At 76.1% G+C, this 24,368-nt stretch carries 24 protein-coding genes; 8 read left to right on the top strand and 16 right to left on the bottom strand.

The window, feature by feature from the left end; genetic code table 11:
- Positions 1-24 precede the first annotated feature (24 nt).
- From AB6N23_RS06505 to AB6N23_RS06485, 5 genes are all read right to left on the bottom strand, one after another.
- On the bottom strand, positions 25-1,101 hold the full coding sequence (locus AB6N23_RS06505; RefSeq protein WP_412865280.1) for an L-dopachrome tautomerase-related protein: 1,077 nt from the start codon (positions 1,099-1,101) through the stop codon (positions 25-27).
- Between the two features lie 74 nt (positions 1,102-1,175).
- Positions 1,176-2,990, bottom strand: a complete 1,815-nt coding sequence (locus AB6N23_RS06500) for a thiamine pyrophosphate-requiring protein (protein ID WP_412865279.1) — start codon at positions 2,988-2,990, stop codon at positions 1,176-1,178.
- Between the two features lie 144 nt (positions 2,991-3,134).
- Complete coding sequence (locus AB6N23_RS06495) at positions 3,135-3,977, bottom strand: ferredoxin reductase (protein ID WP_412865278.1); 843 nt, start codon at positions 3,975-3,977, stop codon at positions 3,135-3,137.
- A 25-nt stretch (positions 3,978-4,002) separates the two neighbouring features.
- The gene (locus AB6N23_RS06490) at positions 4,003-4,620 is read right to left on the bottom strand and encodes a sulfite oxidase-like oxidoreductase (RefSeq protein ID WP_412865277.1); all 618 of its coding nucleotides are present in this window, start codon (positions 4,618-4,620) and stop codon (positions 4,003-4,005) included.
- An 81-nt stretch (positions 4,621-4,701) separates the two neighbouring features.
- Entirely contained in the window at positions 4,702-5,124 is a 423-nt protein-coding gene (locus tag AB6N23_RS06485; protein ID WP_412865276.1) for an organic hydroperoxide resistance protein, read from the bottom strand.
- A gap of 79 nt (positions 5,125-5,203) precedes the next feature.
- Here AB6N23_RS06485 and AB6N23_RS06480 point away from each other — a divergent pair, with 79 nt between their 5' ends.
- Entirely contained in the window at positions 5,204-5,785 is a 582-nt protein-coding gene (locus AB6N23_RS06480) for a TetR/AcrR family transcriptional regulator (RefSeq protein ID WP_412865275.1), read from the top strand.
- A gap of 107 nt (positions 5,786-5,892) precedes the next feature.
- Entirely contained in the window at positions 5,893-7,509 is a 1,617-nt protein-coding gene (locus tag AB6N23_RS06475; RefSeq protein WP_412865274.1) for a non-homologous end-joining DNA ligase LigD, read from the top strand.
- 7 nt (positions 7,510-7,516) lie between these two features.
- Here AB6N23_RS06475 and AB6N23_RS06470 read toward each other — a convergent pair whose 3' ends face one another.
- Positions 7,517-8,143, bottom strand: coding sequence for a superoxide dismutase family protein (locus tag AB6N23_RS06470; protein WP_412865273.1), 627 nt, complete (start codon positions 8,141-8,143; stop codon positions 7,517-7,519).
- A gap of 194 nt (positions 8,144-8,337) precedes the next feature.
- Between AB6N23_RS06470 and AB6N23_RS06465 the strand changes: the two genes are divergently transcribed.
- Complete coding sequence (locus AB6N23_RS06465) at positions 8,338-8,685, top strand: DUF8129 domain-containing protein (protein ID WP_412865272.1); 348 nt, start codon at positions 8,338-8,340, stop codon at positions 8,683-8,685.
- A 105-nt stretch (positions 8,686-8,790) separates the two neighbouring features.
- Here the strand turns inward: AB6N23_RS06465 and AB6N23_RS06460 are convergent, their stop codons facing one another.
- Both AB6N23_RS06460 and AB6N23_RS06455 read right to left on the bottom strand, forming a co-directional pair.
- Positions 8,791-9,168 (bottom strand): VOC family protein, encoded by a 378-nt coding sequence (locus AB6N23_RS06460; RefSeq protein WP_412865271.1) that lies wholly within the window; start codon positions 9,166-9,168, stop codon positions 8,791-8,793.
- 138 nt (positions 9,169-9,306) lie between these two features.
- Positions 9,307-10,092: a DeoR/GlpR family DNA-binding transcription regulator gene (locus AB6N23_RS06455; protein WP_412865270.1), complete on the bottom strand. Its 786-nt coding sequence runs from the start codon at positions 10,090-10,092 to the stop codon at positions 9,307-9,309.
- 44 nt (positions 10,093-10,136) lie between these two features.
- Here AB6N23_RS06455 and AB6N23_RS06450 point away from each other — a divergent pair, with 44 nt between their 5' ends.
- Positions 10,137-10,826 (top strand): NUDIX domain-containing protein, encoded by a 690-nt coding sequence (locus AB6N23_RS06450; protein WP_412865269.1) that lies wholly within the window; start codon positions 10,137-10,139, stop codon positions 10,824-10,826.
- A gap of 26 nt (positions 10,827-10,852) precedes the next feature.
- Here AB6N23_RS06450 and AB6N23_RS06445 read toward each other — a convergent pair whose 3' ends face one another.
- Positions 10,853-11,119: a hypothetical protein gene (locus tag AB6N23_RS06445; RefSeq protein WP_412865268.1), complete on the bottom strand. Its 267-nt coding sequence runs from the start codon at positions 11,117-11,119 to the stop codon at positions 10,853-10,855.
- A gap of 63 nt (positions 11,120-11,182) precedes the next feature.
- Positions 11,183-12,085 (bottom strand): ribonuclease Z, encoded by a 903-nt coding sequence (locus AB6N23_RS06440; RefSeq protein WP_412865267.1) that lies wholly within the window; start codon positions 12,083-12,085, stop codon positions 11,183-11,185.
- A gap of 212 nt (positions 12,086-12,297) precedes the next feature.
- Between AB6N23_RS06440 and AB6N23_RS06435 the strand changes: the two genes are divergently transcribed.
- Together AB6N23_RS06435 and AB6N23_RS06430 are read left to right on the top strand one after the other, a co-directional pair.
- A complete protein-coding gene (locus AB6N23_RS06435; RefSeq protein ID WP_412865266.1) occupies positions 12,298-13,446 on the top strand; it encodes a zinc-dependent alcohol dehydrogenase in 1,149 nt (382 codons plus the stop codon).
- A gap of 12 nt (positions 13,447-13,458) precedes the next feature.
- A complete protein-coding gene (locus tag AB6N23_RS06430) occupies positions 13,459-14,028 on the top strand; it encodes a hypothetical protein (protein WP_412865265.1) in 570 nt (189 codons plus the stop codon).
- A 72-nt stretch (positions 14,029-14,100) separates the two neighbouring features.
- Here AB6N23_RS06430 and AB6N23_RS06425 read toward each other — a convergent pair whose 3' ends face one another.
- Together AB6N23_RS06425 and ligD are read right to left on the bottom strand one after the other, a co-directional pair.
- Positions 14,101-16,605, bottom strand: coding sequence for a SpoIIE family protein phosphatase (locus AB6N23_RS06425; RefSeq protein WP_412865264.1), 2,505 nt, complete (start codon positions 16,603-16,605; stop codon positions 14,101-14,103).
- A gap of 111 nt (positions 16,606-16,716) precedes the next feature.
- Positions 16,717-17,691: a non-homologous end-joining DNA ligase gene (ligD, locus tag AB6N23_RS06420; RefSeq protein ID WP_412865263.1), complete on the bottom strand. Its 975-nt coding sequence runs from the start codon at positions 17,689-17,691 to the stop codon at positions 16,717-16,719.
- A gap of 130 nt (positions 17,692-17,821) precedes the next feature.
- On the opposite strand from ligD, the gene AB6N23_RS06415 reads away from it, so the two are divergent.
- Positions 17,822-19,087 (top strand): YibE/F family protein, encoded by a 1,266-nt coding sequence (locus AB6N23_RS06415; RefSeq protein WP_412865262.1) that lies wholly within the window; start codon positions 17,822-17,824, stop codon positions 19,085-19,087.
- Positions 19,088-19,121: 34 nt separating this feature from the next.
- Here the strand turns inward: AB6N23_RS06415 and AB6N23_RS06410 are convergent, their stop codons facing one another.
- Positions 19,122-19,529 carry a Fur family transcriptional regulator gene (locus tag AB6N23_RS06410; RefSeq protein ID WP_412865261.1) on the bottom strand — a complete coding sequence of 136 codons (408 nt, stop codon included), beginning with the start codon at positions 19,527-19,529 and terminating at the stop codon, positions 19,122-19,124.
- A 234-nt stretch (positions 19,530-19,763) separates the two neighbouring features.
- On the opposite strand from AB6N23_RS06410, the gene thyX reads away from it, so the two are divergent.
- Complete coding sequence (gene thyX, locus AB6N23_RS06405; protein WP_412865260.1) at positions 19,764-20,507, top strand: FAD-dependent thymidylate synthase; 744 nt, start codon at positions 19,764-19,766, stop codon at positions 20,505-20,507.
- A 42-nt stretch (positions 20,508-20,549) separates the two neighbouring features.
- On the opposite strand, the gene AB6N23_RS06400 is transcribed toward thyX, so the two are convergent.
- From AB6N23_RS06400 to AB6N23_RS06390, 3 genes are all read right to left on the bottom strand, one after another.
- Positions 20,550-21,374, bottom strand: a complete 825-nt coding sequence (locus AB6N23_RS06400; protein WP_412865259.1) for an SDR family NAD(P)-dependent oxidoreductase — start codon at positions 21,372-21,374, stop codon at positions 20,550-20,552.
- A 110-nt stretch (positions 21,375-21,484) separates the two neighbouring features.
- Complete coding sequence (locus AB6N23_RS06395) at positions 21,485-22,501, bottom strand: LacI family DNA-binding transcriptional regulator (RefSeq protein ID WP_412865258.1); 1,017 nt, start codon at positions 22,499-22,501, stop codon at positions 21,485-21,487.
- An 8-nt stretch (positions 22,502-22,509) separates the two neighbouring features.
- On the bottom strand, positions 22,510-24,078 hold the full coding sequence (locus AB6N23_RS06390; protein ID WP_412865257.1) for a UxaA family hydrolase: 1,569 nt from the start codon (positions 24,076-24,078) through the stop codon (positions 22,510-22,512).
- Positions 24,079-24,368 lie beyond the last annotated feature (290 nt).

The raw sequence follows: 24,368 nt of genomic DNA, 5'->3' as shown, positions 1-24,368 counted from the left end.
CCCGGCGCGCCCCGCCCGCGCCGATCACGGCCCGAGCCGCACCGGACCGGCGTCGATCGGCACGCGGAACAGCGCGTAGGGCTTCTCGCGCAGGTCCTCGCCGCGCTGGTACGTGGCCTGCCGGTGCAGCTGGTTGGCCGTGACGTACAGCCAGCCGTCGGCGACCGACATCGTGTCGGGCCAGAGCAGGCGCGGGTCGTGCGCGAGCGTCTCGAACGAGCCGTCGGGCAGCCGCCGGAGCACGGCGTCCTGCTCGTACGCCGTCAGGTAGAGGCGTCCGGCGTCGTCCGTCTCGAGGCCGTCCGAGCCGGTGCCCTTGTCGCCCTCGTCGACGACCGTCGCCGCGACCGCCCCGTCGTCGAGGTCGCGGTCGACGAGCGCGTCGACCGACACGCTCCACAGCCGGCGGCTCGCGAGCGGGCAGTAGTACAGCCGGCTGCCGTCGGCGGAGACGGCGATGCCGTCGGCGCCCATGGCGACGGGCTGGGCCTCCGCGTCGGGCTCGGGTGCCTGCACGAGCGGGCGGCCCTCGACGAACGGGCGGAAGTCCTGCCAACCCAGGGCCTTCGTGGACGGGTGGTCGTGCAGCCGCCGCCAGGCGTCCCCGGTGGCCAGGTCGACCACGACCAGACCGTTCGGCCCGGAGTCGGCGGAGTCGGTGATGAACGCGTACCCCGCCTCGCCGCGGCGCAGGTCGAAGCGGACGTCGTTGAGGTAGGTCGAGGGCAGCGCCACGTCCGGCGCGAGCGTGATCACCTGCGCGACCGTGTCGGTCGCCAGGTCGACCCGGACCAGCTTGGGGCCGCCGGGCTGCGTCGGGCGGAACTCCGGGCTGCCGGTGTCGAGCACCCACAGCCGGTCCGCCGGGTCGACGACGACGCTCTGCACCGAGACGAACGCGCCCGCGTCGTCCTGCCCGGACGGGGTGTTCCAGCGCTCGTCCGGGTACGCGACGGCCTCGCCGTCCCGCAGCTCGGTGACGGTCGCGGGGACGTCGTCGCCCCACAACGGGTAGCTCACGAACACGCGGCCGGTGCGGGAGACGGTCACGCCGGTGGGCATGGGGCCGTCGAAGCTGTGGACGAGCTCGAGGTCGGGCATCGGTGCTCCTTCGGTCGGGTCCGGGGTCGGTCCGTGGTCGGTCGTGGCCGCCGTCGGGCGCGCGGGGGCGTGCGTCAGCCCGCGTGCTCGGCCGAGAGCCCCGCCGGGTCGTCGGCCGCCTCGCCGGCGCGCTGCGCGTCCAGCTGCGCCCGGGCGTGCGTGCCGTCCGGCTCCTGCGTCAGCCCGCGCCGCATCTGCTCGACCGTCGACGCCGGCGTCCGCGGCGCCAGCAGCGGCGTGTCGCGATCGGTCACGGCGTGCAGCACGCACGGGCGGTCCGCGGCGAGCGCGCCGCGCCACGCGTCGGCGAGCCGCGCCGGGTCGTCGACCCGGATGCCGCGCAGCCCGAGCAGCTCGGCGTACTCGGCGTAGGGGAAGGCGGGCACGGTCTGCGACACCGGGAACCGCGGGTCGCCCTCCATCTCGCGCTGCTCCCACGAGACCTCGGCGAGGTCGCCGTTGTCGAGCACGAGGACGACGAACCGCGGGTCGGCCCAGTCGCGCCAGCGCGCCGCCACCGTGACGAGCTCGTTGATGCCGTTCATCAGCATCGCGCCGTCGCCGGCGAGCGCGACGAGCGGCCGGTCGGGGTGCAGCAGCTTGGCGGCGAGGCCGTAGGGGAGCGCGGAACCCATCGACGCGAGCGTGCTCGACAGGTGCGCGGGCACGCCCGCGGGCAGGCGCAGGAACCGCGCGTACCAGTAGGTGACGGAGCCGACGTCCACGGAGACCTGTGCGTCCGCCGGCAGGTACCGGGACAGCTCCTCCAGCACGGCCTGCGGGTTGAGCGGCGACGCGGGGGCGGCGGCGCGCCCGGCGGCGATGCGGTGCCACGCGGCGACGGACTCCTCGACCTGCGCCCGCCACGGCCGGCGCGCGTCGGCGGTGCGCTCCGGCAGGCGGTCGAGCAGCGCGCGCAGCGTCGTGGCGGCGTCGCCCGCGAGCGGCACGTCGACGGGGTACTTCGCGCCGAGGTTCCGCGCGGCCACGTCGACCTGCACCGTGCGGACCTGCCCGAGCGGCGGGTAGAACTCCGTCCACGGGTCGCTGCTGCCGACGATCAGGAGCGTGTCGCACCGGGCCATCAGGTCGGCCGAGGCCGTGGTGCCGAGGTGCCCCATGACGCCGCAGTGGAACGGCAGGCCCTCGTCCAGCAGCGGCTTGGCGGGCAGCGAGGTGGTCAGGCCGGCACCGAGCCGCTGGACGACCTCCAGCACCTCCGAGGTGGCGTGCGCGGCGCCGCGCCCGGCGAGCACGGCGACGCGCTCGCCCGCCGACAGGACCTCGGCGGCGCGGTCGAGGTCGTCGTCGTACGGCAGGCTGCGGGCCCGCGCCCGGGCCGGCGACGTCGTCACCACGCCGTGCGTCTGCTCGGGCTCCGGCAGGTCGGCCTTCTGCACGTCGTGCGGGACGATGACGCACGTGGGGCTCGACGTGGCGAGGGCCGTGCGGACCGCGTCGTCGAGCACGTGCGTCAGCTGCTCCGGTGCGACGACCGTCTGCACGTACTGCCCGCACACGTCCTTGAGCAGCACCGGCAGGTCGACCTCCTGCAGGTAGCCGCTGCCGAGGGCGGTCGTGACGACCTGGCCCACGATCGCGACGACCGGCGTGCGGTCGAGCTTGGCGTCGTACAGGCCGTTGAGCAGGTGCACCGCGCCGGGTCCCTGCGTCGCCAGGCACACGCCGACCCCGCCGCCGTACTTCGCGTGGCCCGTCGCCATGAAGGCGGCCATCTCCTCGTGCCGGGCGGTGACGAGCTCGACGTCGTCCTGCGCCCGGTGCAGCGCGGCGAGGATCGGGTCGATGCCGTCGCCGGCGTACCCGAAGACGCGGTCGACCCCCCACTCCGCGAGCCGCCGCACGATCCCGTCCGCCACCGTGGCCATGCCCGTCCCCGTCCGTCGTCCGGTCGCCGTCCCCGGCCATGGTCGGCAGCCGCGCAGGGGACGCGCATCCCGGACGGGGGATCAGGTGCCGCCGGGCGGGGCCGTCGTGGGCGGACGGCAGGACGTCCTCGGGCGCGGGCGCGCTCAGGACGACGGGCCGAACCGCTCCGCCCGGATCGCCGACGCCTCGTGCCCGAGGACGAGCAGCATGCGGGACACGGCCTCGACGAAGCCGGTCGGCCCGCACACGTAGACGAGCGGCGCGAGGTCGGCGGGCCAGCCGTGCCGCGCGAGCTCGCGGAGCGTGAGCCGGCCCGGCGGTCGGTCGTCGCCCCGCTCGGGCGGGACTCCCCGCGTCCAGACGACGTGGGTGTCGACGCCGTTGTCGCGCCGGCCGGTGCCCGTGAGCTCGTCGAGGAACAGCGCGTCGCCCGGCATCCGCACCGAGTACACGAGGCGGAACGGGGTGCGGTCCCCGGCGCGGCGGCGCTCGCGGACCATCGCGACGAGCGGCACGACGCCCGAGCCGCCGGCGAGCAGCAGCACGGGCGCGCCGCCGCCGGCGCCCGGCTCCCAGACGAACCAGCCGCCGACGGGGCCGCGGACCTCGATGCGCTGCCCCACCGCGAAGTCGTCGACGAGGTACGGCGAGACCTCGCCGCCGGCGACGCGCTGCACGGTCACCTCGACGCGCGTGGGCGCGGCGGGGTCCCACGACGAGCCGATCGAGTACGCGCGCACGGCCGTGTAGCCGTCGTCGGCGGTGAGCCGCAGGTCGACGTGCTGGCCCGCGCGGTGACCGGCCCAGCCGGGCACCTCGAGCACGAGCGTGCGCGCCGACGCGCTCGCGTGGGCCGCCGAGACGAGCGTGGCGACCCGCCAGCCGGACGCCACGGCGAACCGGTCGCCGAGCCGGGCCGCGCCGGGCGTCGTCCCGGCCTGGCCCGCCGCCGTCACCGCCCGTCCGGCCGCCACCTGTCCCGTCATCCGCCCGCCTCCGCCCGCGCCGCCGTCAGTCGCCCTGGTAGCGCTGCTCGCGCCACGGGTCGCCGTAGTCGTGGTAGCCGTAGCGCTCCCAGAACCCGCGGGTCTCGTCGCGCACGAGGTGGATCTCCTTGACCCACTTCGCGGACTTCCACAGGTACAGGTGGGGGACGAGCAGGCGCGCGGGCCCGCCGTGCTCCGGGTGCAGGGGCCGGCCGTCGTACGTGTGCGCGACCCAGGCGCGTCCGCCCAGCAGGTCGGCGACCGGCAGGTTCGTGGTGTAGCCGCCGTAGCAGGTGACGAGCGCGTACTGCGCCGACGAGCGGACGTCCGCGAGCAGCACGTCGAGGCTGACGCCGCGCCACCGCGTGCTGAACTTCGACCACCGCGTCACGCAGTGCAGGTCGACGGTCGGCTCGTCCTGGGGCAGTGCCATGAGGTCGGCCCACGACCACGTCCACGTCTCGCGGTCCTCGTTGCAGACCGTGAGCTCCCAGCGGTCGGTCGGGACGTGCGGCGTCGGTCCGGCCGTCAGCACGGGGAACCCACGCTCGACGTACTGCCCGGGCGGGAGCGCCACGCCGTCGGGGCGCGGCCGTCCGCGGAACCCGGGGGTCAGCTCGTCGGCGGTGCCGTCGGTCGCCATGGGGTTCATCGAACACCGCACCCGGCACCGTGCGACAGCCCCCGGAGGAGGGGGGCCGCGGTGCCGGGTGCGAGCCGGACGTCAGCCGGTGACGACCTCGAGGGTCACGGGCACGTTGCCGCGCGTCGCGTTCGAGTACGGGCACATCCGGTGGGCGGCCTCGACGAGCGCGTGCGCGGTGGCGTCGTCGACGCCGCCGACCTCGACGCGGAGCGTCACCTCGAGGCCGAAGCCGCCGGCGTCGGTCGGGCCGATCCCGACCTCGGCGGTGACGGCGGTGTCGCTGATCGCCGTCTTCTGCGCGCGCGCCGCGCCCTTCAGCGCGCTGTGGAAGCACGCGGCGTAGCCGGCGGCGAACAGCTGCTCGGGGTTCGTCGCGCCCCCGGCGCCGCCCATCTCGCGCGGCACGGCGAGCTCGACGTCGAGCAGGCCGTCGGACGTACGGGCGTGGCCCTCGCGGCCCTCCCCGGTGGCGGTGGCGACGGCGGTGTAGACGGCGGGCACGGGGACCTCCGGGAGTTGAGAAAAAGAGAACGATCGTTCTCCCGCAGGCCACCCTGCCACACGCGGCTACTGTCGGCGAGTGACCACGACCGTGCGCCCCTCGCCCGCCCGCGAGCGGCTGCTGCGCACCGCGTCGGCGCTCTTCTACGCCGAGGGCGTGCGCGCCGTCGGCGTCGACCGGGTCGTCGCCGAGGCCGCCGTCACGCGCGCCACGTTCTACCGGCACTTCCCGGGCAAGGAGGCGCTGGTGGTCGCGCACCTCGAGGCCCTGGACGCCGCGGTCCGCGCGGAGGCGGGGGAGGTGCCCCGGGACCCGGTCGGCGCGCGCGAGTGGCTCGCCCGCTTCACCGCCACGGTCGCGGACCAGGTGTGCCACGACGGGTTCCGCGGCTGCGCCTTCATCAACGCGGCCGCCGAGTACCCCGACGCGGGCTCGTCGGTGCGCGGTGCGGTGCGCGCCCACCGGGAGTGGCTCACCGACCTCGTCGCCACCGCGCTGGGGCGTGCCGGGCACGCGGACCCCGCCGCGGCTGCGCGCCGGTGGGTCGTGCTGCGCGACGGCGCGATGGTCGCCGGCTACCTCGACGCACCGGAGCGGGCGCGCGCCGCGCTCGTCGCGGACGTCGACGCGCTGCTCGCGGAGGCCGCCGCCACGTCCTGACGCGTCCGTGCGCGTGCCGCCGGCGGCTCGGGGCGCGGGCGCGGCGTCTCTCCGCCACGCTGTCTGCGTCGGGCGCACCCGCGCCCGGCCGGCACCGGGAGGTGGACATGGCGCGGCGCGGCGGGGAGCGTCCCGGCGAGCTCGAGACGTACCGGTCGATGCGGCGGTTCGACCGCACGCCCGAGCCCGCGGGCGCGGCGCCCGAGCCGGCACCCGGCGCGGCGCGCCGGTTCGTCGTGCAGCGGCACCGTGCGCGGCGCCTGCACTACGACGTCCGGTTCGAGATCGACGGCGTCCTCGTCAGCTGGGCGGTGCCGCGCGGGCCGACGCTCGACCCCGACGTGCGGCGGATGGCCGTGCACGTCGAGGACCACCCGCTCGAGTACGAGGACTTCGAGGGCGTCATCCCGGCCGGCGAGTACGGCGGCGGCGACGTCATCGTCTGGGACCGCGGCACGTGGGAGCCGTACAAGGGCGACGACCCGGCCGCCGACGTGGCGCGGGGCGAGCTGCACGCGGAGCTGCACGGCACGCGGCTGACGGGCAAGTTCCTGCTGGTGCGCACCGGTGGCCCGGGCGACGGCGGCACGGAGCAGTGGCTCATGATGCACAAGCACGACGAGCACGCGGTCAGCGGCTGGGACGCGGAGGACCACCCGACGTCGGTCGTCTCCGGACGCACGAACGACGAGGTCAAGGCGGACCCCGACCGGCTGTGGCGCTCCGACCTGCCCGCCGCGGAGGCGTCGGTCGAGCTGCACCCGCCGGTGCCGCCCGGCCCCACCGACGACGAGCTCGCCGCGCTCGACGCGATCCGCAGGGACGGCACGTGGGACGTCCTCGGGCGGAGCCTGCGCGTGACCAACCTCGACAAGGTGCTGTTCCCCGGGCGTGACGGCGAGGAGCCGGTCACCAAGCGGGAGCTGGTCCGCTACGCGGCGCGCATCGCGCCCGTCGTGCTGCCGTACCTGCGCGGACGCCCGCTCAACATGCACCGGTACCCGGGCGGTGCGGCGACGAAGGGGTTCTGGCACAAGCAGCTCCCCGACCACGCGCCCGACTGGGTGCCGCGCTGGCACAACCCCGAGGCGGACGACGGGGAGACGACGACGTACCTGGTGGTCGACGAGCCGGCCGCCCTCGTGTGGGCGGCGAACTTCGGTGCCCTCGAGTGGCACGCGTGGACCTCGCTCGCCGCGGAGCCGCACCGGCCGACGTACGCGCTGGTCGACCTCGACCCGGGCACGTCGACGTCCTGGGAGGACGTGCTGCTCCTCGCGCGGCTGCACCGCGACGCCTTCGCGCACCTCGGCGTGACCGCGCAGCCCAAGCTGACCGGCCGGCGCGGCATCCAGATCTGGGTGCCGATCGCGGTCGGGCCGTCGTTCGACGAGACGCGCGCGTGGGTGGAGACGCTGTCCCGCACGGTGGGCGCCGTCGTGCCGGAGCTCGTCAGCTGGCGCTGGGAGGTGCGCGAGCGCGGCGGCCAGGCGCGGCTCGACTACACGCAGAACGCGATCAACAAGACCCTCGTGGCGCCGTACAGCCCCCGGGCGGCCGCCGGCGCACCGGTGTCCGCACCGATCACGTGGGACGAGCTCGACGCCCCGTGGTTGCGGCCCGACGCGTTCACGGTCCGCACCGTGCTCGACCGCATCGCCGAGCGCGGCGACCCGTTCCGCACGGTGCTCGCGCACGACCAGCGGCTGCCGCGCCTGCGCTGAGCGCCCCTCACTCCAGGACGCCGCACGCCACCCGTCCGCCGGCGTCGCCGGTGTCGAGGGTCTCCTGGTCCGGGCCCTGCGGGGCGTAGCGCTCGGGGACGTTCGCGAAGTTGTCGCGACCCGCGTGCACCATCACCGCGCTCCCGTCCTCGTCGAGCAGGTCGGCGTCGGTCAGCGCGTCGGTGACGGCCTGCAGCCGACCGGTGCCGTCCGCCAGCACCCGCAGGCTCGGCAGGTCACCGGCGTGGGACCCGTGCGGGTCGTCGTCGGCGCCCACGTGCCCGCCGGCGGACAGGAACGCGCCCGTGCGGGTCGGGTCGTCCGGCGGCGAGCTCTCCGGGTCGCACTCGCCGACCGCGTGCACGTGGAGGGCATGGAAGCCCGGCTCCATGCCCGTCACGTCGACGACGACCCGCAGCGCGTCGCCCTCCGGCAGCATCTGCACGTCGCCGACCTCGTTGCCGCCCGCGTCGACGAGCGCCGCCGTCGCGACCGGCACCCCCGTCGCGAGCGGCGAGGACGCGGCGGCCCCTCCGCCCGCGGTGTCCTCCGGCGCGGCCTCACCCGCCGTGCAGCCCATCAGCGTCAGCGCCGCGATCGCGCCCACGACCCCGTGCCCCACCCGTGCTCGCATCGTCGCCCCCGGACGGTCCCGCGCCGGCGCGTGGGCCGGCTGGCCCGGCGCCGGCCACCTCGGCGGCGCCACGTCTCCAGGGTGTGCCCGTCCGGACGCGCGCGCACCCGGGACGCACCGCCCCCGGCCCCCGCGTGCGACGTCGTGCGCGTCGGCACATGCTGGGAGGACCATCCCCGACCCGGAGGAGCGACATGACCGACGACGTCGCGCGTGACGCGCTGCCCGTCCCGGACTACGACCACCTGCCCGTCGGGAGCCTCGGCCACCGCATCCGCTCGCTGGAGGCCGACGAGCTCGACGTCCTGCGCCGCTACGAGGAGCAGCACGGCAACCGGCTCCCCGTGCTGCAGGTGCTCGACCAGCGCCTGCGCGAGCTCGCCGACGGCGCCGAGCCGTCCACGGGCGACCCGGCCGGGTACGCGCCCGAGCAGGCCGCGCCGCCGCAGGGCGGCAGCTCCGCGTCGCCGGCGACGACGGGTCCGCCGCAGAACCCGCCGTCGCACGGCGACCCGACGAACCCGGCGCAGCCGCGCGGCTGACGTCCGGCGGGTGCCACGGGCCCCGGTGACCGCCCGGTCGCCGGGGCCCGTCGCCGTGCGGTCGTGGACGGTTCGGGTGGGGTGGGCGGGTGGCGCGGGCGGGGCTCAGCGGCGCTCGCAGGCCATCAGGAGGTTGCCGTCCGGGTCGCGGAACTGCAGGAACGCGACGGAGCCGACGTCCGTGACGTCGCCGACGCGTTCCACGCCGAGCGCGTCGAGGTGGGCGCGCACGGCGACGAGGTCGTCGACCCACCAGAAGAACCGCGGCGGGCCGTCCGCCGTGAAGTCGGGGTCGTGCGCGTCGAGGGCGAGGCGGACCTCGCCGTCGGCCGGCAGGTCGCAGATGCGGTCCTCGTGCGAGGTGGCGGGGGTGGGCAGGCCGAGCAGCGCCGCGTACCAGGCGGCGGCCGACGACATGTCGCGCACCGGCACGAACACCTGGCCGACGCGGTTGCGGAGCGGGGACGGGGTCGACGTGGTCACGGCGGCAGGCTAGGGCCCGCGACCGACGTGACGGGTCCTGCACCCGTCAGCGGTCCTCGGGCTCGAGGACGCTGCCGTCGCCGAGCTGCTGCGACGTGATGACGCCTGCCTCCGGTGGGTGCCCGGCGCAGGTGGCGCTCAGGCGTGCAGGAGCGGGACCCCGGCAGCCGCGAGGTCGACGAGCGCGGGATGGTCCCCGTCGACGTCCGTCACGATGCCGGCCACGTCTGCGAGCGGCAGGACGGTGAACGGTGAGGCCGCACCGATCTTCTCGGCGCTCGCCAGGACGTACGTGTCGGCGGCCCGGCGGGCGAGCGCGCGCTTCATGGCCGCCTCGTCGGCGTCGCCCGTGGTGGGGCCGGCGGTCGGGTGCACGCCGGTGACGCCGAGCAGGAACAGGTCGGCGCTCACGCGGTCCGCGGCCTCGACCGCTGCCGCCCCGCAGGCGACGCCGGAGTGCTTGAACACGCGTCCGCCGAGCAGCACGAGCTCGACCCGCGGGTGCTCCACGAGGGCCGCGGCGACGACGGGGCTGTGGGTGACCACGGTGGCGTCGAGGTCGGGCGGCAGGGCGCGCGCGACGGCGAGCGCGGTCGTCCCGCCGTCGAGGAGCGCGGTGCTGCCGGGCGTGACGAGCCGTGCCGCGGCGGCCGCGACGCGCTCCTTGCTCGTGACCGCGACCGTCCGGCGCGCGGCGAGGTCGCCGGCCGCGGGGGAGGCGGGCAGCGCGCCGCCGTAGACGCGCTGGCACAGGCCGGCGGCCGCCAGCTCGCGCAGGTCGCGGCGCACGGTGTCCTCCGAGAGGCCGAGCTCGGCGGCGAGGTCCTTGGCGACGACCCGGCCGTCGGCCCGCAGCCGCTCGAGCAGGACGTCGCGACGCTGGGCGGTGAGCACGGGACCTCCGGGGTGCTTCAGGGACTGCACGATTGTCCTTGTTCCTGCACGATACTGCACGTAGCGTCGGGGTCATGACCTCCGCGCCGACCGCCACGACCGACGTCCAGCCCGGCACCCGCGTGCCCGACCACCGCGGGCGCACCGACCTCGACCGCACGGGACTCGACCTGACCGGCAACCCGCGCGTGCGCGTCGTCGCCGTCGAGCTGCTCGCCACCGCGTGGCACGTGCTGCGCCGCACGACCCTCGACTACCGCGGCAGCGACGGCCGCTGGCGGCGCCAGCAGCGCGAGACGTACGACCGCGGCAACGGCGCGACCGTCCTGCTGTACGACCCCGATCGGGGGACGGTCCTGCTCACGCGCCAGTTCCGGTTCCCCGTCTACGTCAACGGCCACCCCGACGGCATGCTGCTGGAGACGGCCGCGGGGCTGCTCGACGACGACGATCCCGCCACGGCGATCCGGCGGGAGGCCGAGGAGGAGACCGGCGTGCAGGTCGGCGCGCTCGAGCACGTCTTCGACGTGTGGACGAGCCCCGGATCGGTCACCGAGCGCCTGCACTTCTACGCGGCGCCCTACACGCCCGCGCAGCGCACGGCCGCGGGCGGCGGGCTGGCGGAGGAGGGCGAGGACATCGAGGTCGTCGAGCTGCCGTTCCCGCGGGCCCTGGCGATGACGCTGACCGGCGAGGTCGCGGACGCGAAGACGATCATGCTGCTGCAGTGGGCGGGCCTGCACGGACCGTTCCGCGGGCGCTGACCGGTCGGCCTGCGCCCGCGCCGCGGTCAGCCGTCGCCGGCGGTGCGCCGGACGTCGTCCGGCTGCGGCGTGCGGAACGGCGGCTCGTCCCCGTCCTCGTCGCGCAGCGCGGCGGGCGCCGTGTCGGCCGCACGCGTCGTCGGGCCGTCGTGGTCGTCGGTGCGCGCGTCGGGGTCCTCACCCCCGACCCCGGTGCCGGGCGCGGCGGCGGGGGCGCCGTGGCCGGGGTCGGCGGCGGCGACCTCCTCCTCGGTCTCGGGCAGGTGGGGCATGAGCGGCTCGGCCATGGACATGCGACCTGACTACCGGCCGCCGCACCGGCCCGCCACCGGGCGGTGCGGTTGTTCACCGAGCCGTCACCCGGCCGTCCGCCGTGCCGGCACGCGCACCCGGTCGCCGTCGTGCGCGGCGACGACCGTGGTCGACGCGCCTGCGGCGCGCACCGCCGCCTCCGCCTCGGCGCGCAGCGGCTCGACGTCGGTGTAGCGGGACGAGTAGTGGCTGAGCACGAGCGTGCGCGCGCCGCCCGCCGCGGCGAGGGCGCCCGCCTGCCCGGCCGTCAGGTGCAGGTACGCCTCGGCGAGGTCGGCGTCCGCGTCCGCGAACGTCGACTCGGCGAGCAGCAGGTCGGCGCCGTCCGCGAGCTCGGCGGCGCCGTCGCACACGGCGGTGTCCATCACGACCGCGACGCGCTGGCCGGGACGCGGCACGCTGACGTCCTCGACGCGCACGTCCCCGAGCCGCCCGGCACGCGCGAGCCGTCCCACGTCCGGCCCGGCGATCCCGGCCGCGGTCAGCCGGTCCGGCAGGAACGTGCGCCCGTCCGGCTCCGTCAGCCGGTACCCGTACGCCTCGACGCGGTGCCGCAGCGGGACGACCTCGAGGCCGTCCGCGACCGCGCCCGCCGCCCCGTGCGGGTGCAGGTGCAGGTCGAGGCCCGGCGTCGCCAGCGCGACGAGCGCCCGCACCACCGGCTCGCCCGACGCGGGGTAGTGCACGTGCACCGGGTGCTGCACGCCGTCGAGCACCATCCGCGACAGGACGCCCGGCAGCCCGTAGCAGTGGTCGCCGTGCACGTGCGTCAGGCACACGCCCGTCACCGCGGACGCGGCCACCCCCGCGTGGATCATCTGCCGCTGCGTCCCCTCGCCCGGGTCGACGAGCAGGCCCTGCCCGTCCCAGCGCAGCAGGTACCCGTTGTGGTTGCGCGTGCGCGTGGGCACCTGCGACGACGTGCCCAGCACGACGAGCTCACGCACGGCGCGTCACCCCGCCGACCCGCCGACGCGACGGACGTCGATGCCCACGTGCGGACCTCCTCCTCGCGCGGGCGCGGGTGCGGCCCGGTGGCGTCCATGGTCGCCGCGGCGGCGCGGTCACGCCCGGCGGGCACACCCCGGCCGCCCGTGCCAACCTGGACCGGGCGTCCAGAACACGGCGCGCCGACGACGGCTCGAGGGGTGGTGCGCCCGTGCGCGCGATGGTCTACCGAGGTCCGTACAAGGTCCGCGTCGAGGAGAAGGACGTGCCGCGGATCGAGCACCCGAACGACGCGATCGTCCGCGTGACGACCGCGTCGATCTGCGGCTCCGACCTACACCTGTACCACGGCCTCATGCCGGACACCCGGATCGGCCACACGTTCGGCCACGAGTTCATCGGCGTGGTCGACCAGGTCGGCCCGTCGGTGCAGAACCTGCAGGTCGGCGACCGGGTCATGGTGCCGTTCAACATCTACTGCGGCTCGTGCTTCTTCTGCGCGCGCGGCCTGTGGTCCAACTGCCACAACGTGAACCCCAACGCGACCGCGGTCGGCGGGATCTACGGGTACTCGCACACGACCGGCGGGTACGACGGCGGGCAGGCCGAGTACGTGCGCGTGCCGTTCGCCGACGTCGGCCCGTCGAAGATCCCGGACTGGCTGCCCGACGAGGACGCCGTCCTCATGACCGACGCCCTCGCGACCGGCTACTTCGGCGCGCAGCTCGGTGACATCGCCGAGGGCGACGTCGTCGTCGTGCTCGGCGCCGGGCCGGTGGGCCTGTACGCGGCGCGGTCCGCGTGGCTCATGGGCGCCGGCCGCGTCATCGTCGTCGACCACCTGGACTACCGGCTCGAGAAGGCCCGCACGTTCGCGTTCGCGGAGACGATCAACTTCGGCGAGGTCGACGACGTCGTCGTGACGCTCAAGCGGGCCACCGAGCACCTCGGCGCCGACGTCGTCATCGACGCCGTGGGCGCCGAGGCGGACGGCAACCTCACGCAGCACGTCACGGGCGCCAAGCTGAAGCTCCAGGGCGGCTCGCCGGTCGCTCTGAACTGGGCGATCGACGCCGTGCGCAAGGGCGGCACCGTCTCCGTCCTCGGCGCGTACGGGCCGATCTTCAGCGCCGTGAAGTTCGGCGACGCGGTGAACAAGGGCCTCACGCTGCGGATGAACCAGGCGCCGGTGAAGCGGCAGTGGCCCCGCCTGCTCGAGCACATCCGCGCCGGCTACCTGACGCCGAGCGACATCGTCACGCACCGCATCCCGCTCGAGCACATCGCGGAGGGGTACCACATGTTCTCCGCCAAGCTCGACGGCTGCATCAAGACCCTCGTCGTCACCGGCGACGCCTGAGAGGAGCGGACCGTGCCCTACACGCCCGAGAAGCCCCCGCTGCCCGAGACCCCCGAGCAGCTGCGCGCCCGCATCCCCGGCTGGGGTGCGGACCTCGACCCCGCCGACCGGCCGTCGGTGCCGCGCGAGCGGCGTGACCTCGACAGCGGCGCCCACTGGCACGAGCCCGAGCAGCAGCCCGGCGGCGAGGACCGCGAGCGGTCCGTCGAGCACGCGCGCCTGACGCCGGCGTTCGGCACCGCCCAGCCGCTGCACGGCCTGTCCGGCGCGATCCGCCGGTTCGCGTACGACCGGTACAGCGAGGGACGTGCCGCCCACTGGCTGCTGCTCATCGCCGGCGACCGCGTCGACGCGTGGGAGAGCCACCTGGCGTCGTTCGTGTCGGGACGGCCGGACAACCCGGTCACCGAGACGGGCATCCTCTCCGAACGGCGCAGGCACGGCCTGAGCTCGCGCCGGGACGGCGAGCGCGTCGACGTGCTGCACCAGTCGTTCGACCCCGTGCTCGTGGGCGGCACGTGGGTCGTCGCCGGCGTCGTGGTCGCCGCCGGGGTCCGCGCGCTGGTGCGCCGGCTGCGCTGACGGCCGCTGCGCGCGCCTCCGCGGCGGCCGGTCCGGGGGGACGGCCGCCGCGGACGGTGCCGGGTGGCGCCGCTACAGGTGCGTGGGACCGGCCGCCGGCGGGCGCGGTCGGTCCTGGTCGTACAGGTGCACGGCGACGACGGCGACGTCGTCCTCCGCGCGGCCGTCGAGCATGCGCCGCACGACCTCGTCGACGAGCGCCTCCAGGTCGAGGCCGTCCGCGCTGCGGGCGTCGGCGACCGCGCGCGGCCCGATCTCCACGAGGAGGTCGCGCAGGCGCGTGAGCCCGTCGCGGACGTGCTCGCCGCGGCGCTCGACGAGACCGTCGGTGAACATCAGCACGGTCGAGCCGTTCCCCAGCACGACGTCCTCGTCGAGGCGCCGGCGGCCCGGCACGACCCCGAGCAGCATCTGCGGCTCCGCGCCGGCCAGCTCGCGGACCGTGCCGTCGGGCAGCAACAGCAGGGGCGCGAGGTGGCCGGCGTTCGACCAGCGCAGGCGCCGCAGCCCGCGCTCGTGCAGGTCCGCGTCCTGCTCCAGCCGGGCGACCACGGCGCTGGCCATGGTGTCGACCTGGAGGGCGCGCATCGCGTCGTCGAGACTCTCGAGGACCTGCGCGGGCGACCCGCCGGACGTGTACGCGATGCCGCGCAGCAGCGTGCGGACCTGGCTCATGGCGGCGGCGGCCTGGGTGTCGTGGCCCATGACGTCGCCGATCGCGAGCACCGTCGACCCGTCCCGCTGCAGGAACGCGTCGTACCAGTCGCCGCCGACCTCCGCGGCCTCGTCGGCCGGCTGGTAGCGCACGACGACGTGCACGTGGTCGGGCTCGACCGGCGCCGACAGCAGCGCCCGCTGCAGCGTCTCGGAGATGTGCCGCTGCTCCTCGTACAGGCGGGCGTTGTCGAGGGCCAGCCCGGCGCGGTCGGCGAGCTGCACGAGCATCGCGAGGTCGTCCGCAGGGAGGGTGCCGCGCTCCGCGTCGAGGAAGAGCGTGATCGCGCCGACCGTGCGGCCACGGGCACGCATCGGAATCGCGTACGCCATGTGCGGCGCGAGGCCCCGCAGCACGTCGCGGGCCTCGCCGGACAGCGCCGCGACGATCGTCTCGGTCGCGTCCGGCACCTCGACGAGCTGGCCGGTGCGCAGCGCCTGGAAGAGGTACGAGCGGGGCGACAGGGCCGTCAGGCGCAGGTCCGCGTAGCGCGCCACGGTCTCCCGCAGCCCCGGCTCGGCGTGCCAGCTCGCGATGTCCCGGAGCTGACGGTGCTCGTCCGCCATCGTGATGAGGCACCAGGAGCCGAGCGCCGGCACGAGGTGCCGGGCGAGGCGGCGCACCGCGTCCTCGGTGTCCAGCGTGGAGCTGAGGTCGTCGCTCACGGCGGCGAGCAGCTGCAGGCGGGTGGACGCCGCCCGCAGGCGCCGCTGCGCCCGGGCCGCCTCCTCCTGCGACGAGCGTCGCGCGGTGATGTCGAGGAAGTACACGGACAGCCCGTCCGTACCCGGCCAGGCACGGACCTCGTACCAGGCGTCGAGCGGCGGCGGGTAGTACGCCTCGAACGCCCGCGGCTCGTCGGCCGCCATCGCGCCCCGGTAGTGCACCTCGAAGTCCGAGCCGACGGCGGCCGGGTACAGCTCCCAGATGTCGCCGCCGACGAGCTCCTCGCGCGTGCGGCCGAGCAGCCGCTCCGCCTCCGCGTTGACGTACGTGAAGCGCCACGCGTCGTCGAGCAGGAAGAACGCGGCGGACATCGTCTCGAGCACGCGGGCGATGCGCCCCTCGGCGTCGCGCTTGGCCGTCGTGTCGTACGCGGCGCCGAGCAGCCGTACCCCCGCGCCGTCCTCCCCGGCCAGCACGGTGCCGCGGGCCTGCACCCACCGGTACGTGCCGTCCGGCAGGAGCACCCGGTACTCGGCGTCGTACTCGGAGCACGTCTCGATCGCGCGTGTGATGGCCTGGTCCACGCGGGCCGCGTCGTCGGGGTGGACGACGAGCCGGAACTCCTCGATCGTGCCGCCGAACTGCCCGGGCTCCATGCCGAAGAGCGCGTGCAGCTGGTCGTCCCAGTCGATGCGGCCGCTGCGCAGGTCCCAGTCGAAGGACCCCACGCCGCCGGCGTTCACCGCGAGCAGCCAGCGCACGCGGTCCGTCTCGTAGTCCAGGGACAGGGCCGCGAGCTCGAGCTCGGTCACCGCCGCGGCCGCCAGGTCGGACAGCAGCGCGACGTCGGTCCCGGACCACGCCCGCGGCTCGGGGTGCGTGACGCAGAGCGCCCCGACGACGCGTCCCTCGCGCCCCACGAGCGGCACGCCGAGGTGCGCGCGCACGGTCCCGTCCAGCACGGCGGGCAGCGAGGCGGTGCGCGGGTCCGCGGTCGTGTCCGGGACGACGAGGGGCACGGTGCCCGTCGTCGTCGCGGCGCACAGCCCGTCGAGGTCGGACGGGGAGGCGAGGCCGGGCACCGCGGACGTGCCCTCGACGAGCGACAGGTGGGCCGCGCCGGCGCCGAGCAGGCGGGCCGCGAGGTCGGTGAGGCGGGCGAGCGCGGAGTCCGCGACGGACGCCGGGGTCAGCACGTCCGGCCGACGGCGCGACGGACCAGGACCGGACACGGGACCGCCCTCCACCGGGATCCGCGGGTCGGCCGTTGCTCGGCCCGGACATGTCGCGGGTGCCCAGGATAGGGGTCAGTCCTCGCGGACCACGTCATCCGGGTGCTTGTCGCGGCGCAGGCCTCGCCAGGACGGGTGACGCAACCGGCCGTCGGACGTCCACCCCGCGTGCACCACCTCGCCGACGAGGCGGGGCTCGACCCAGTGCACGTCGCGCACGTCCGCCGGCGGCAGGTGCCCCGCCACGGGCTGCGTCGCGCGCTCCAGCGGACGCAGCAGGGCACCGAGGTCGTCGAGGGCGCGTCCCGTGAAGCCCGTGCCGACGCCGCCCGCCGGCCGCAGCACGCCGTCGGCGTCGTGGACGCCCAGCACGAGCGAGCCGACCGTGCCCGCGCGCCGGCCCTGCCCGGGCCGCCACCCCACCAGCACGACCTCCTGCATGTGCACGTGCTTGACCTTGCGCCAGTCCGGCGAGCGCGCGCCCGGCCGGTACGTCGCGCCGCGGCGCTTGGCGAGCACGCCCTCGAGCCCGAGCTCGCGGCTCGCGGTCAGCACGTCGGCACCCGGGCCGGCGAACGACGGCGGCACCTGCCACGACGGCCCGCCGAGGGCCAGGCCCTCGAGCAGCTGCCGGCGGTCGTCGTACGGCAGGGCGAGCGTCGGCCGGTCGCCGACGTGCAGCACGTCGAACACGAGGTAGACGACGGGGACGGTGCGCGCGAGCCGGCGCGCCACCGCCGGGTCGGCCACGTGCATCCGCTGCTGCAGCCGGCCGAAGTCGGGGGCGCCGCGCGGGTCGAACGTGACGAGCTCGCCGTCGAGCACGACCGGCGCGGGCCCGGCCGCGTCCCCGAGGGCGGCGATCTCCGGGTACGAGCGCGAGACGTCGCGGTCGTTGCGCGACAGCAGCCGCACGCGGCCGCCCTGCACGTACGCGACGGCGCGCACGCCGTCCCACTTCATCTCGTAGGCCCAGCCCGCGTCGTCCCCGGTGGGGAGCTCGCCGGGCACGGCGAGCATCGGGCGGACGAGGTCGGGCAGCGCGGGCACGCGTCGAGTCTCGCGCCGAGCGGGCGGCGCGGCGACGCGAGCGTCCCCCGGGCGTGCGACCCGACCCGTGCCGCCGTGTCGGGCCTCACCCGTGCGGCGCGCACGCCGCACCGCCTGCCAGGATCGGTGCGTGCACCCCGAGGACGCCCCCGCCCATCCCCGTGCCGCCGCCGCCCACGTCGGCCCGACGGGCGGCCAGGCCCCCCGCGCCGGTGCCTGGCTCGTGCTCGTCGTGGTCGCGGTGGGTGTCGCCGCGCTCGCGGGCATCGCGCTGACGTGGCCCACCGGACCCCGTGTCGCGCAGGACCCCACACAGGCCGGGGCCGTCGACTTCGTGACCGCACGCGTGACCGACGCCCGGTGGGAGACCTGCGAGGGCACCGTCGAGGACGTCGAGCCGGACGGCAGCGTGCCGGCGGAGGTGCGGTGCCTGCGGGTGACGGCCGACGTGCCCGGCGACGACGCGGACGGACCCGTCGAGGTGTACGCCACCGCCGGGCTCGCGCCCGCCGACGTCCCGGCCGGCACGCGCGTCGTGCTCGAGCGGTACCCCGCCGCCGACGGCCAGCCGGAGGTGTGGGCGTGGGGCGACTTCGCGCGCGGGGTGCCGCTGACGGCGTTCGCGGTCGTGTTCGGGCTGCTCACCGCGGCGGTCGCGGGCGTGCGCGGGCTGCGGGCGCTGGTGGGGCTCGCGGTCGCGTTCGGCGTGCTCGGCGCCTACCTGCTGCCCGCCGTCGTCGCGGGGGAGAACGCGCTGGTCGTGGCGCTGTGCGCGTCCGCCGCCATCGTCGTCACGGTGCTGTACCTCGCGCACGGCGTCTCGCTGCGCACCACCACCGCGCTCGTCGGGACGCTGGCCGGGCTCGCGCTCGTCACCGGCCTGGGCGTCGCGGGCGCCGCGCTGGCCCACCTGCAGCCCGTGACGAGCGAGGACACCTTCCAGCTCGCGCGGCTGCTCGGCGACGACGGCGTGCAGGTGCTCCGCGGCGTGTTCCTGTGCGGCGTCGTGCTCGCGGGGATCGGCGTGCTCAACGACGTGACGATCACGCAGGCGTCGGCCGTGTGGGAGCTGCGGGCCGCGGACCCGTCGGCCGGCGTGCGGGAGCTGTTCACGCGGGGCATGCGCATCGGGCGCGACCACATCGCGTCGACCGTCTACACGATCGCCTTCGCGTACGCCGGGGCGTCGCTGCCCGTCCTGCTGCTGCTCGAGGTCTACAGCCAGCCGCTCGCGCGCACGCTGACGAGCGGGGCGTTCGCCGAGGAGATCGTGCGCACGCTGGCGGGCTCGATCGGGCTCGTGCTGGCGATCCCGCTGACGACGGCGATCGCGGCCGTCGTCGCGAGCGGCACGGCGCACGCCGACGTCGCCGCCGACCGCGGGCACCGGCACTGACGCGCGTGCAGGGGCACCGACGCGCCGGGCACGCTCAGTGGTCGGCGCCCGCCCGGGCGCACGCGGCGCACACGCCGACGAAGTCCACGGAGTGCTCGAGCTCGGTGAACCCGTGCTCGGTGGCCAGCGCGCTCACGAGCTCCTCGAGCTGCGGGGCGTCGACGTCGACCGTGCGGCCGCAGTGCCGGCACACCAGGTGGTGGTGGTGGCTCGCCGTGGGGGCGCAGCGCAGGTACGTGTGCTCGCCCGTCGGGTTGAGCAGCACCTCGACGTCGCCGGACTCCGCCATCGCGTTGAGCGTCCGGTAGACCGTCGCCAGGGCGATGTCGTCGCCGCGCTGCTGGAGGGCGAGGTGGATCTGCTTCGCGCTGCGGAACTCGCCGAGGTCGTCCAGCAGCCCGGCGATCGCCGTCCGCTGCCGGGTGACGCGCTGCCCGATCATGTCGCTGCCCTCCGCACCGCCGCGGGCCCGTCCCGCCGCCCCGTTCTCAACGTCACCACCGTAGATGAGAATTCCGGCGCGGTGGGAAGGGTGGGCGGGGCGGAGGGAGCGGGGTGGGACGGTGCGTGGGGCCACGCCCGCCGGCGGTACGCTCGCACGCGGTGCCGGCGGCCGTGCCGTGGCGCCGCACGTCTCGCGCGGACCGGTCCGCGCGCACCCCGGGAGGACGCACGGATGACGGTGGGCGACGAGGTCCCGCAGCAGCAGCCGACGTACCGCAGCGACGTCACGGTGGAGCTCGTGCGGCACGCCGCACGCGACGCCGACGTGCTGTTCGCGGCGCGCGTCTCGACGGCGGGGGAGGCGACCCTGGAGAACATCGACGCGGACGCGTCGCGCTCCAAGGGGCTCATCAACTACCTCATGCGCGACCGCCACGGCACGCCGTTCGAGCACAACTCGATGACCTTCTTCGTCAGCGCGCCGATCTTCGTGTTCCGCGAGTTCCACCGGCACCGCGTCGGCTTCTCCTACAACGAGGAGAGCGGGCGCTACCGCGAGCTGCAGCCCGTGTTCTACGTGCCGGGCGCGGACCGCCGGCTCGTGCAGCAGGGCAAGCCCGGCCGGTACGAGTTCTTCGCGGGGACCGCCGAGCAGCACGCCGTCGTCGACGCCGCCATGCGCGGCGCGTACGCGCACGCGTACACCGCCTACCAGGACATGCTGGCGGCCGGCGTCGCGCGCGAGGTCGCGCGCGCCGTCCTGCCGGTCGGCCTGTTCTCGTCGATGTACGCCACGTGCAACGCGCGCTCGCTCATGCACTTCCTCTCGCTGCGCACCAAGAGCGAGGACGCGAAGGTGCCGTCGTTCCCGCAGCGCGAGATCGAGATGGTCGCGGAGCAGATGGAGGCGGCGTGGGCGCAGCTCATGCCGCTCACCCACGCCGCCTTCGTGGAGCACGGGCGCGTCGCACCCTGACGTCCCGGGTGCGGCGCGCGACCGGCCCTCGGTCGGTCGGCCTCAGTCGGTCAGCTCGGAGCGCTCGGCCTTCTCGCCCGTCGGCTTCGTGAAGGCGCCGTGCACCTTCGCCTTCGCGGCGTCGGGCAGCACCGCGGCCATCGCCGACTGCATGCGCGCCTTGACGGTGTGGACCTCGACCTTGTCCTTGCCGTCGAGCAGCCCCTCCACGCCCTGACGGGCGATGTCGGCCGGGTCGTCCTTGCTGCCCTGCCCGACGACGGTCTCCACCATGTCGGCACGCTCGAAGAAGTCCGTGTCGGTCGGCCCCGGCATGAGCGCGGTGACGGTGACGCCCGTGTCCTTCAGCTCGTGCCGGATCGCCTCGGCGAACGACGTGAGGAACGACTTCGACGCCGCGTACGTCGCGTAGCCCGGACCGGGCATGAGGCCGGCCACGGACGACGTGATGAGCAGGCGGCCCGCGCCGCGCTGCACCATCGCGGGGAGCAGCGCCTTGGTGAGGCGCAGGTTCGCGACGATGTTGAGCTGGACGGTCGCGAGGTCGTGCTCGAGCGGGATCTCCACGAACGCGCCGCCGTCGCCGCGGCCGGCGTTGAGCGCCGCCACGTCGAGCGGGCGGCCGACCGCCGTCACCTCGTCGAGGAGGGTCTGCACGCCCTCGGCGGTCCTCAGGTCCGCCTGGACGGCGCGCACGGCCGTGCCGATCTGCGCGAGGCCGTCGGCGGCCAGGGTGAGCTCGGGGTTCTCGGCCGTGACGAGCAGGTCGAACCCGCGCTCCGCGAGCTCGCGCGCCAGCTCCAGGCCGATGCCGCTGGACGCGCCGGTGACGAGCGCGAGCGGGCGGACGGTCAGGTCGGTCTCCATGCTGCACACCTCCGGGTCGGCTCCGACCGACGCTACGGGCGGGCGCCGCACCGGGCATCCCGGGACGCCGGTCCAGCGCGCACGGACGGGCGGGGCCCCGGCGTCGGGGGTCAGCGGGTGCGGGGCTCGGCCGTGGAGGCGCGCACGACCAGGTGGGTCGCGAGCGTGACCTCGGTGCCGGGGGTGGCCGCGGACGGCGCGCCGGCCGCCGTGCGGGCCGCGGCGACGAGGCGCAGCAGCAGGTCGACGGCGGTGCCGCCGGCGCGACGCTGCGGCACGTCCACGGTCGTCAGCGCGGGGTGGCCCATCGTCGCGACGGTGTCGTCGTGGCCGACCACGCTGAGGTCGTCGGGCACCCGGACCCCGCGCGCCGCCGCCCGGCTGAGCAGCCCGACGGCGACGAGGTCGTTGTAGGCGAGCACCGCGGTCGCGCCGTCCGCGAGGACGAGGTCGGCCGCCTGCACGCCGCCGGCGAACGTGGGTGCGACGGCGGCGCAGCGCACCACCTCGACGCCGCCGTCGGCCGCCGCGGCGGCGAGGCCGGCGTCGCGCTGCGCGCCCGCCCACGACGACGGGCGGCCCGGCACGTACGCGATGCGCCGGTGCCCGAGCGCGCGCAGGTGCTCGACGGCCTGCCGCGTGCCGTCGGCGAGGTCCGCCGCCACCGACGGCAGGCCGTCGACGCGCCGGTGCAGCAGGACGGTCGTCGCGCGGTCGGCGACCTCGAGGAGCTCGGCGTCGGACGCGCGCGGCGAGCACAGCAGCAGGCCGTCGGTGCTGCGCCGCAGCGACGCGACGGCCTCGACCTCGAGCCCGGCCTCCTCGTCGGTGTCCGTGACGAAGACGGGCAGGTCCGCCGCGCGCGCCCGCGCCGCCACACCCTTGGCGACGTCGGCGAAGAACGGGTTGGTGAGGTCCGGGACGACGAGCCCCAGCGCGCCGGCGCGACCCGTGATGAGCCCGCGCGCTGCCCGGTTGGGCCGGTACCCGAGCCGGTCCGCGACGGCGCGCACGGCCGCGCGCGTGGTGGGGCTGACGGTGCCGCCGGTCAGCGCGCGGGACACGGTCGCGGGCGACACGCCGGCCTCGCGGGCGACGTCGTGCAGTGTCGTGGGCGTGGCGGGCACGGGGGTGCTCAGGTCACCGCGCCGAGCTGCCACGGCACGAACTCGTCGCGCCCGAGGTCGAGCTCCTCGCTCACCGTCGCGCGGCCCGACGCCACCTCGAGCACGAGGTCGAGGATCTCGTCGCCGACCTGGTCGAGGGTGGCGGTGCCGGTGACGACGCGACCCGCGTCGAGGTCCATGTCCTCGCGCATGCGCTCGTACATCTCGGTGTTCGTCGCGATCTTCACGCAGGGCGCGGGCTTCGAGCCGAGCACCGACCCGCGGCCCGTCGTGAAGCACACGACGGTGGCGCCACCCGCGACGAGACCCGTCACCGAGACGGGGTCGTAGCCGGGGGTGTCCATGAACGTGAAGCCCCGGTCGACGACCGGCTCGGCGTACTCGTACACCGCCGACAGCTCCGCGGTGCCGCCCTTCGCCACCGCGCCGAGGGACTTCTCGAGGATGGTCGTCAGGCCGCCCGCCTTGTTGCCGGGCGACGGGTTGTTGTCGAGCGTTCCGCCGCCGCGCGTCATGTAGTCCTGCCACCAGTCGATGCGGTCCAGCAGGCGGCGGCCGACGGCCTCGCTGACGGCGCGCCGGGTCAGCAGGTGCTCGGCGCCGAAGACCTCCGGCGTCTCGGCGAGCACGCTCGTCCCGCCCTGCGCCACGAGCAGGTCGGACGCGCGCCCGAGCGCCGGGTTGGCGGTGATGCCCGAGTAGCCGTCCGAGCCGCCGCAGTTCAGCCCGAGGACCAGCGACGACGCCGGCACCGTCTCGCGGCGCCGGCCGTCGAGCTCGTCGAGCATGCCCCGCACGACCGCGACGCCCGCGCGCACGGTGGCGCGCACCCCGCCCTCGTCCTGGATCGTCAGGTGCTCCACGAGCGTGTCTGGCGACGCGGGCAGGTCGGCGAGCAGCCCCTGCACGGCGAGCATCTCGCAGCCCAGCCCGAGCACCAGCAGGCCCGTGACGTTGGGGTGCGCCGCGTACCCGCGCAGCGTGCGCCGCAGGACCTGGCCGCCCTCGGACGTCGGCACGAGCCCGCAGCCGGAGTCGTGCGTGAGCGCGACGACGCCGTCGACGTGCGGCCACGCGTCCATCACGGGCCCGCGGAACTGGTCGGCGATCATCCGGGCCGTCGACGCGCTGCAGTTCACCGACGTGACGATGCCGACGTAGCTGCGCGTGCCGACCCGGCCGTCGGCGCGGCGGAAGCCCTCGAACGTGCGGGCGGTCGCCGCGGGCGGCACCTGCACGCGCGCGGTGCCGAACTCGTACGCGTGCGCGACGGTGTCCATGCCGAGGTTGTGCGCGTGCACGTGCTCGCCCGGTGCGACGGGCGCCGTGGTCCGCCCGATCACCTGCCCGTACTTGTGCACCTGCGCACCGGCCGGCAGGGCGCGGACCGCCAGCTTGTGCCCGCGGGGCACGTCGGCCGGCACGGTGACGGCGCCGCCCGCGAGGGCGAGCGGCGTGCCGGCGGCGACGTCGGCCGTCGTGACCGCGACGTCGTCGTCGGCGGCGAGGAGCAGCGCGACCTCGGCGAGGGGGCGGGCGGTGGTGCCGGGCGCGGTGCCGGTCGGGGTGGGGCTCACGACGCTCCGTCGGGTCGGGGGCGGGCCGTCCCCGGGGAGGACGACGGCGCCGGTGCCAGGACGCTGGAAGGAAGGATGCAAACGTTTGCAGTGCCATCGTCGCACCGCACCGGGTCGATGTCGAGCGCCCCTCGCGCGGGCGTCGGGCACCCCGTCCTCGCGGACGGGCCTGCGACGCCCGGACGCCCCCGGCACACTGGGCCGGTGCCGAACGACGCCACCACCCCCGCCTCGTCCGACGTCCCCGACGGCGGCGACCGGCCCGCCGCAGCGGCCGTCCCCGCCGCGGC

The sequence above is a fragment of the Cellulomonas pasadenensis genome (assembly GCF_047229365.1).
Classification (GTDB): Bacteria; Actinomycetota; Actinomycetes; order Actinomycetales; family Cellulomonadaceae; genus Cellulomonas.
This window is presented reverse-complemented; position numbering and strand designations above follow the sequence as displayed.

Coding starts and splice junctions, on each gene's coding strand:
- AB6N23_RS06465 (WP_412865272.1), top strand. CDS start 8,338: ATGACCGACGACGTCGCGCGTGACGCGCTGCCCGTCCCGGACTACGAC.
- AB6N23_RS06490 (WP_412865277.1), bottom strand. CDS start 4,620: ATGGCGACCGACGGCACCGCCGACGAGCTGACCCCCGGGTTCCGCGGA.
- AB6N23_RS06475 (WP_412865274.1), top strand. CDS start 5,893: ATGGCGCGGCGCGGCGGGGAGCGTCCCGGCGAGCTCGAGACGTACCGG.
- AB6N23_RS06445 (WP_412865268.1), bottom strand. CDS start 11,119: ATGTCCATGGCCGAGCCGCTCATGCCCCACCTGCCCGAGACCGAGGAG.
- thyX (WP_412865260.1), top strand. CDS start 19,764: ATGACGGTGGGCGACGAGGTCCCGCAGCAGCAGCCGACGTACCGCAGC.
- AB6N23_RS06500 (WP_412865279.1), bottom strand. CDS start 2,990: ATGGCCACGGTGGCGGACGGGATCGTGCGGCGGCTCGCGGAGTGGGGG.
- AB6N23_RS06505 (WP_412865280.1), bottom strand. CDS start 1,101: ATGCCCGACCTCGAGCTCGTCCACAGCTTCGACGGCCCCATGCCCACC.
- AB6N23_RS06400 (WP_412865259.1), bottom strand. CDS start 21,374: ATGGAGACCGACCTGACCGTCCGCCCGCTCGCGCTCGTCACCGGCGCG.
- AB6N23_RS06410 (WP_412865261.1), bottom strand. CDS start 19,529: ATGATCGGGCAGCGCGTCACCCGGCAGCGGACGGCGATCGCCGGGCTG.
- AB6N23_RS06470 (WP_412865273.1), bottom strand. CDS start 8,143: ATGCGAGCACGGGTGGGGCACGGGGTCGTGGGCGCGATCGCGGCGCTG.
- AB6N23_RS06495 (WP_412865278.1), bottom strand. CDS start 3,977: ATGACGGGACAGGTGGCGGCCGGACGGGCGGTGACGGCGGCGGGCCAG.
- AB6N23_RS06450 (WP_412865269.1), top strand. CDS start 10,137: ATGACCTCCGCGCCGACCGCCACGACCGACGTCCAGCCCGGCACCCGC.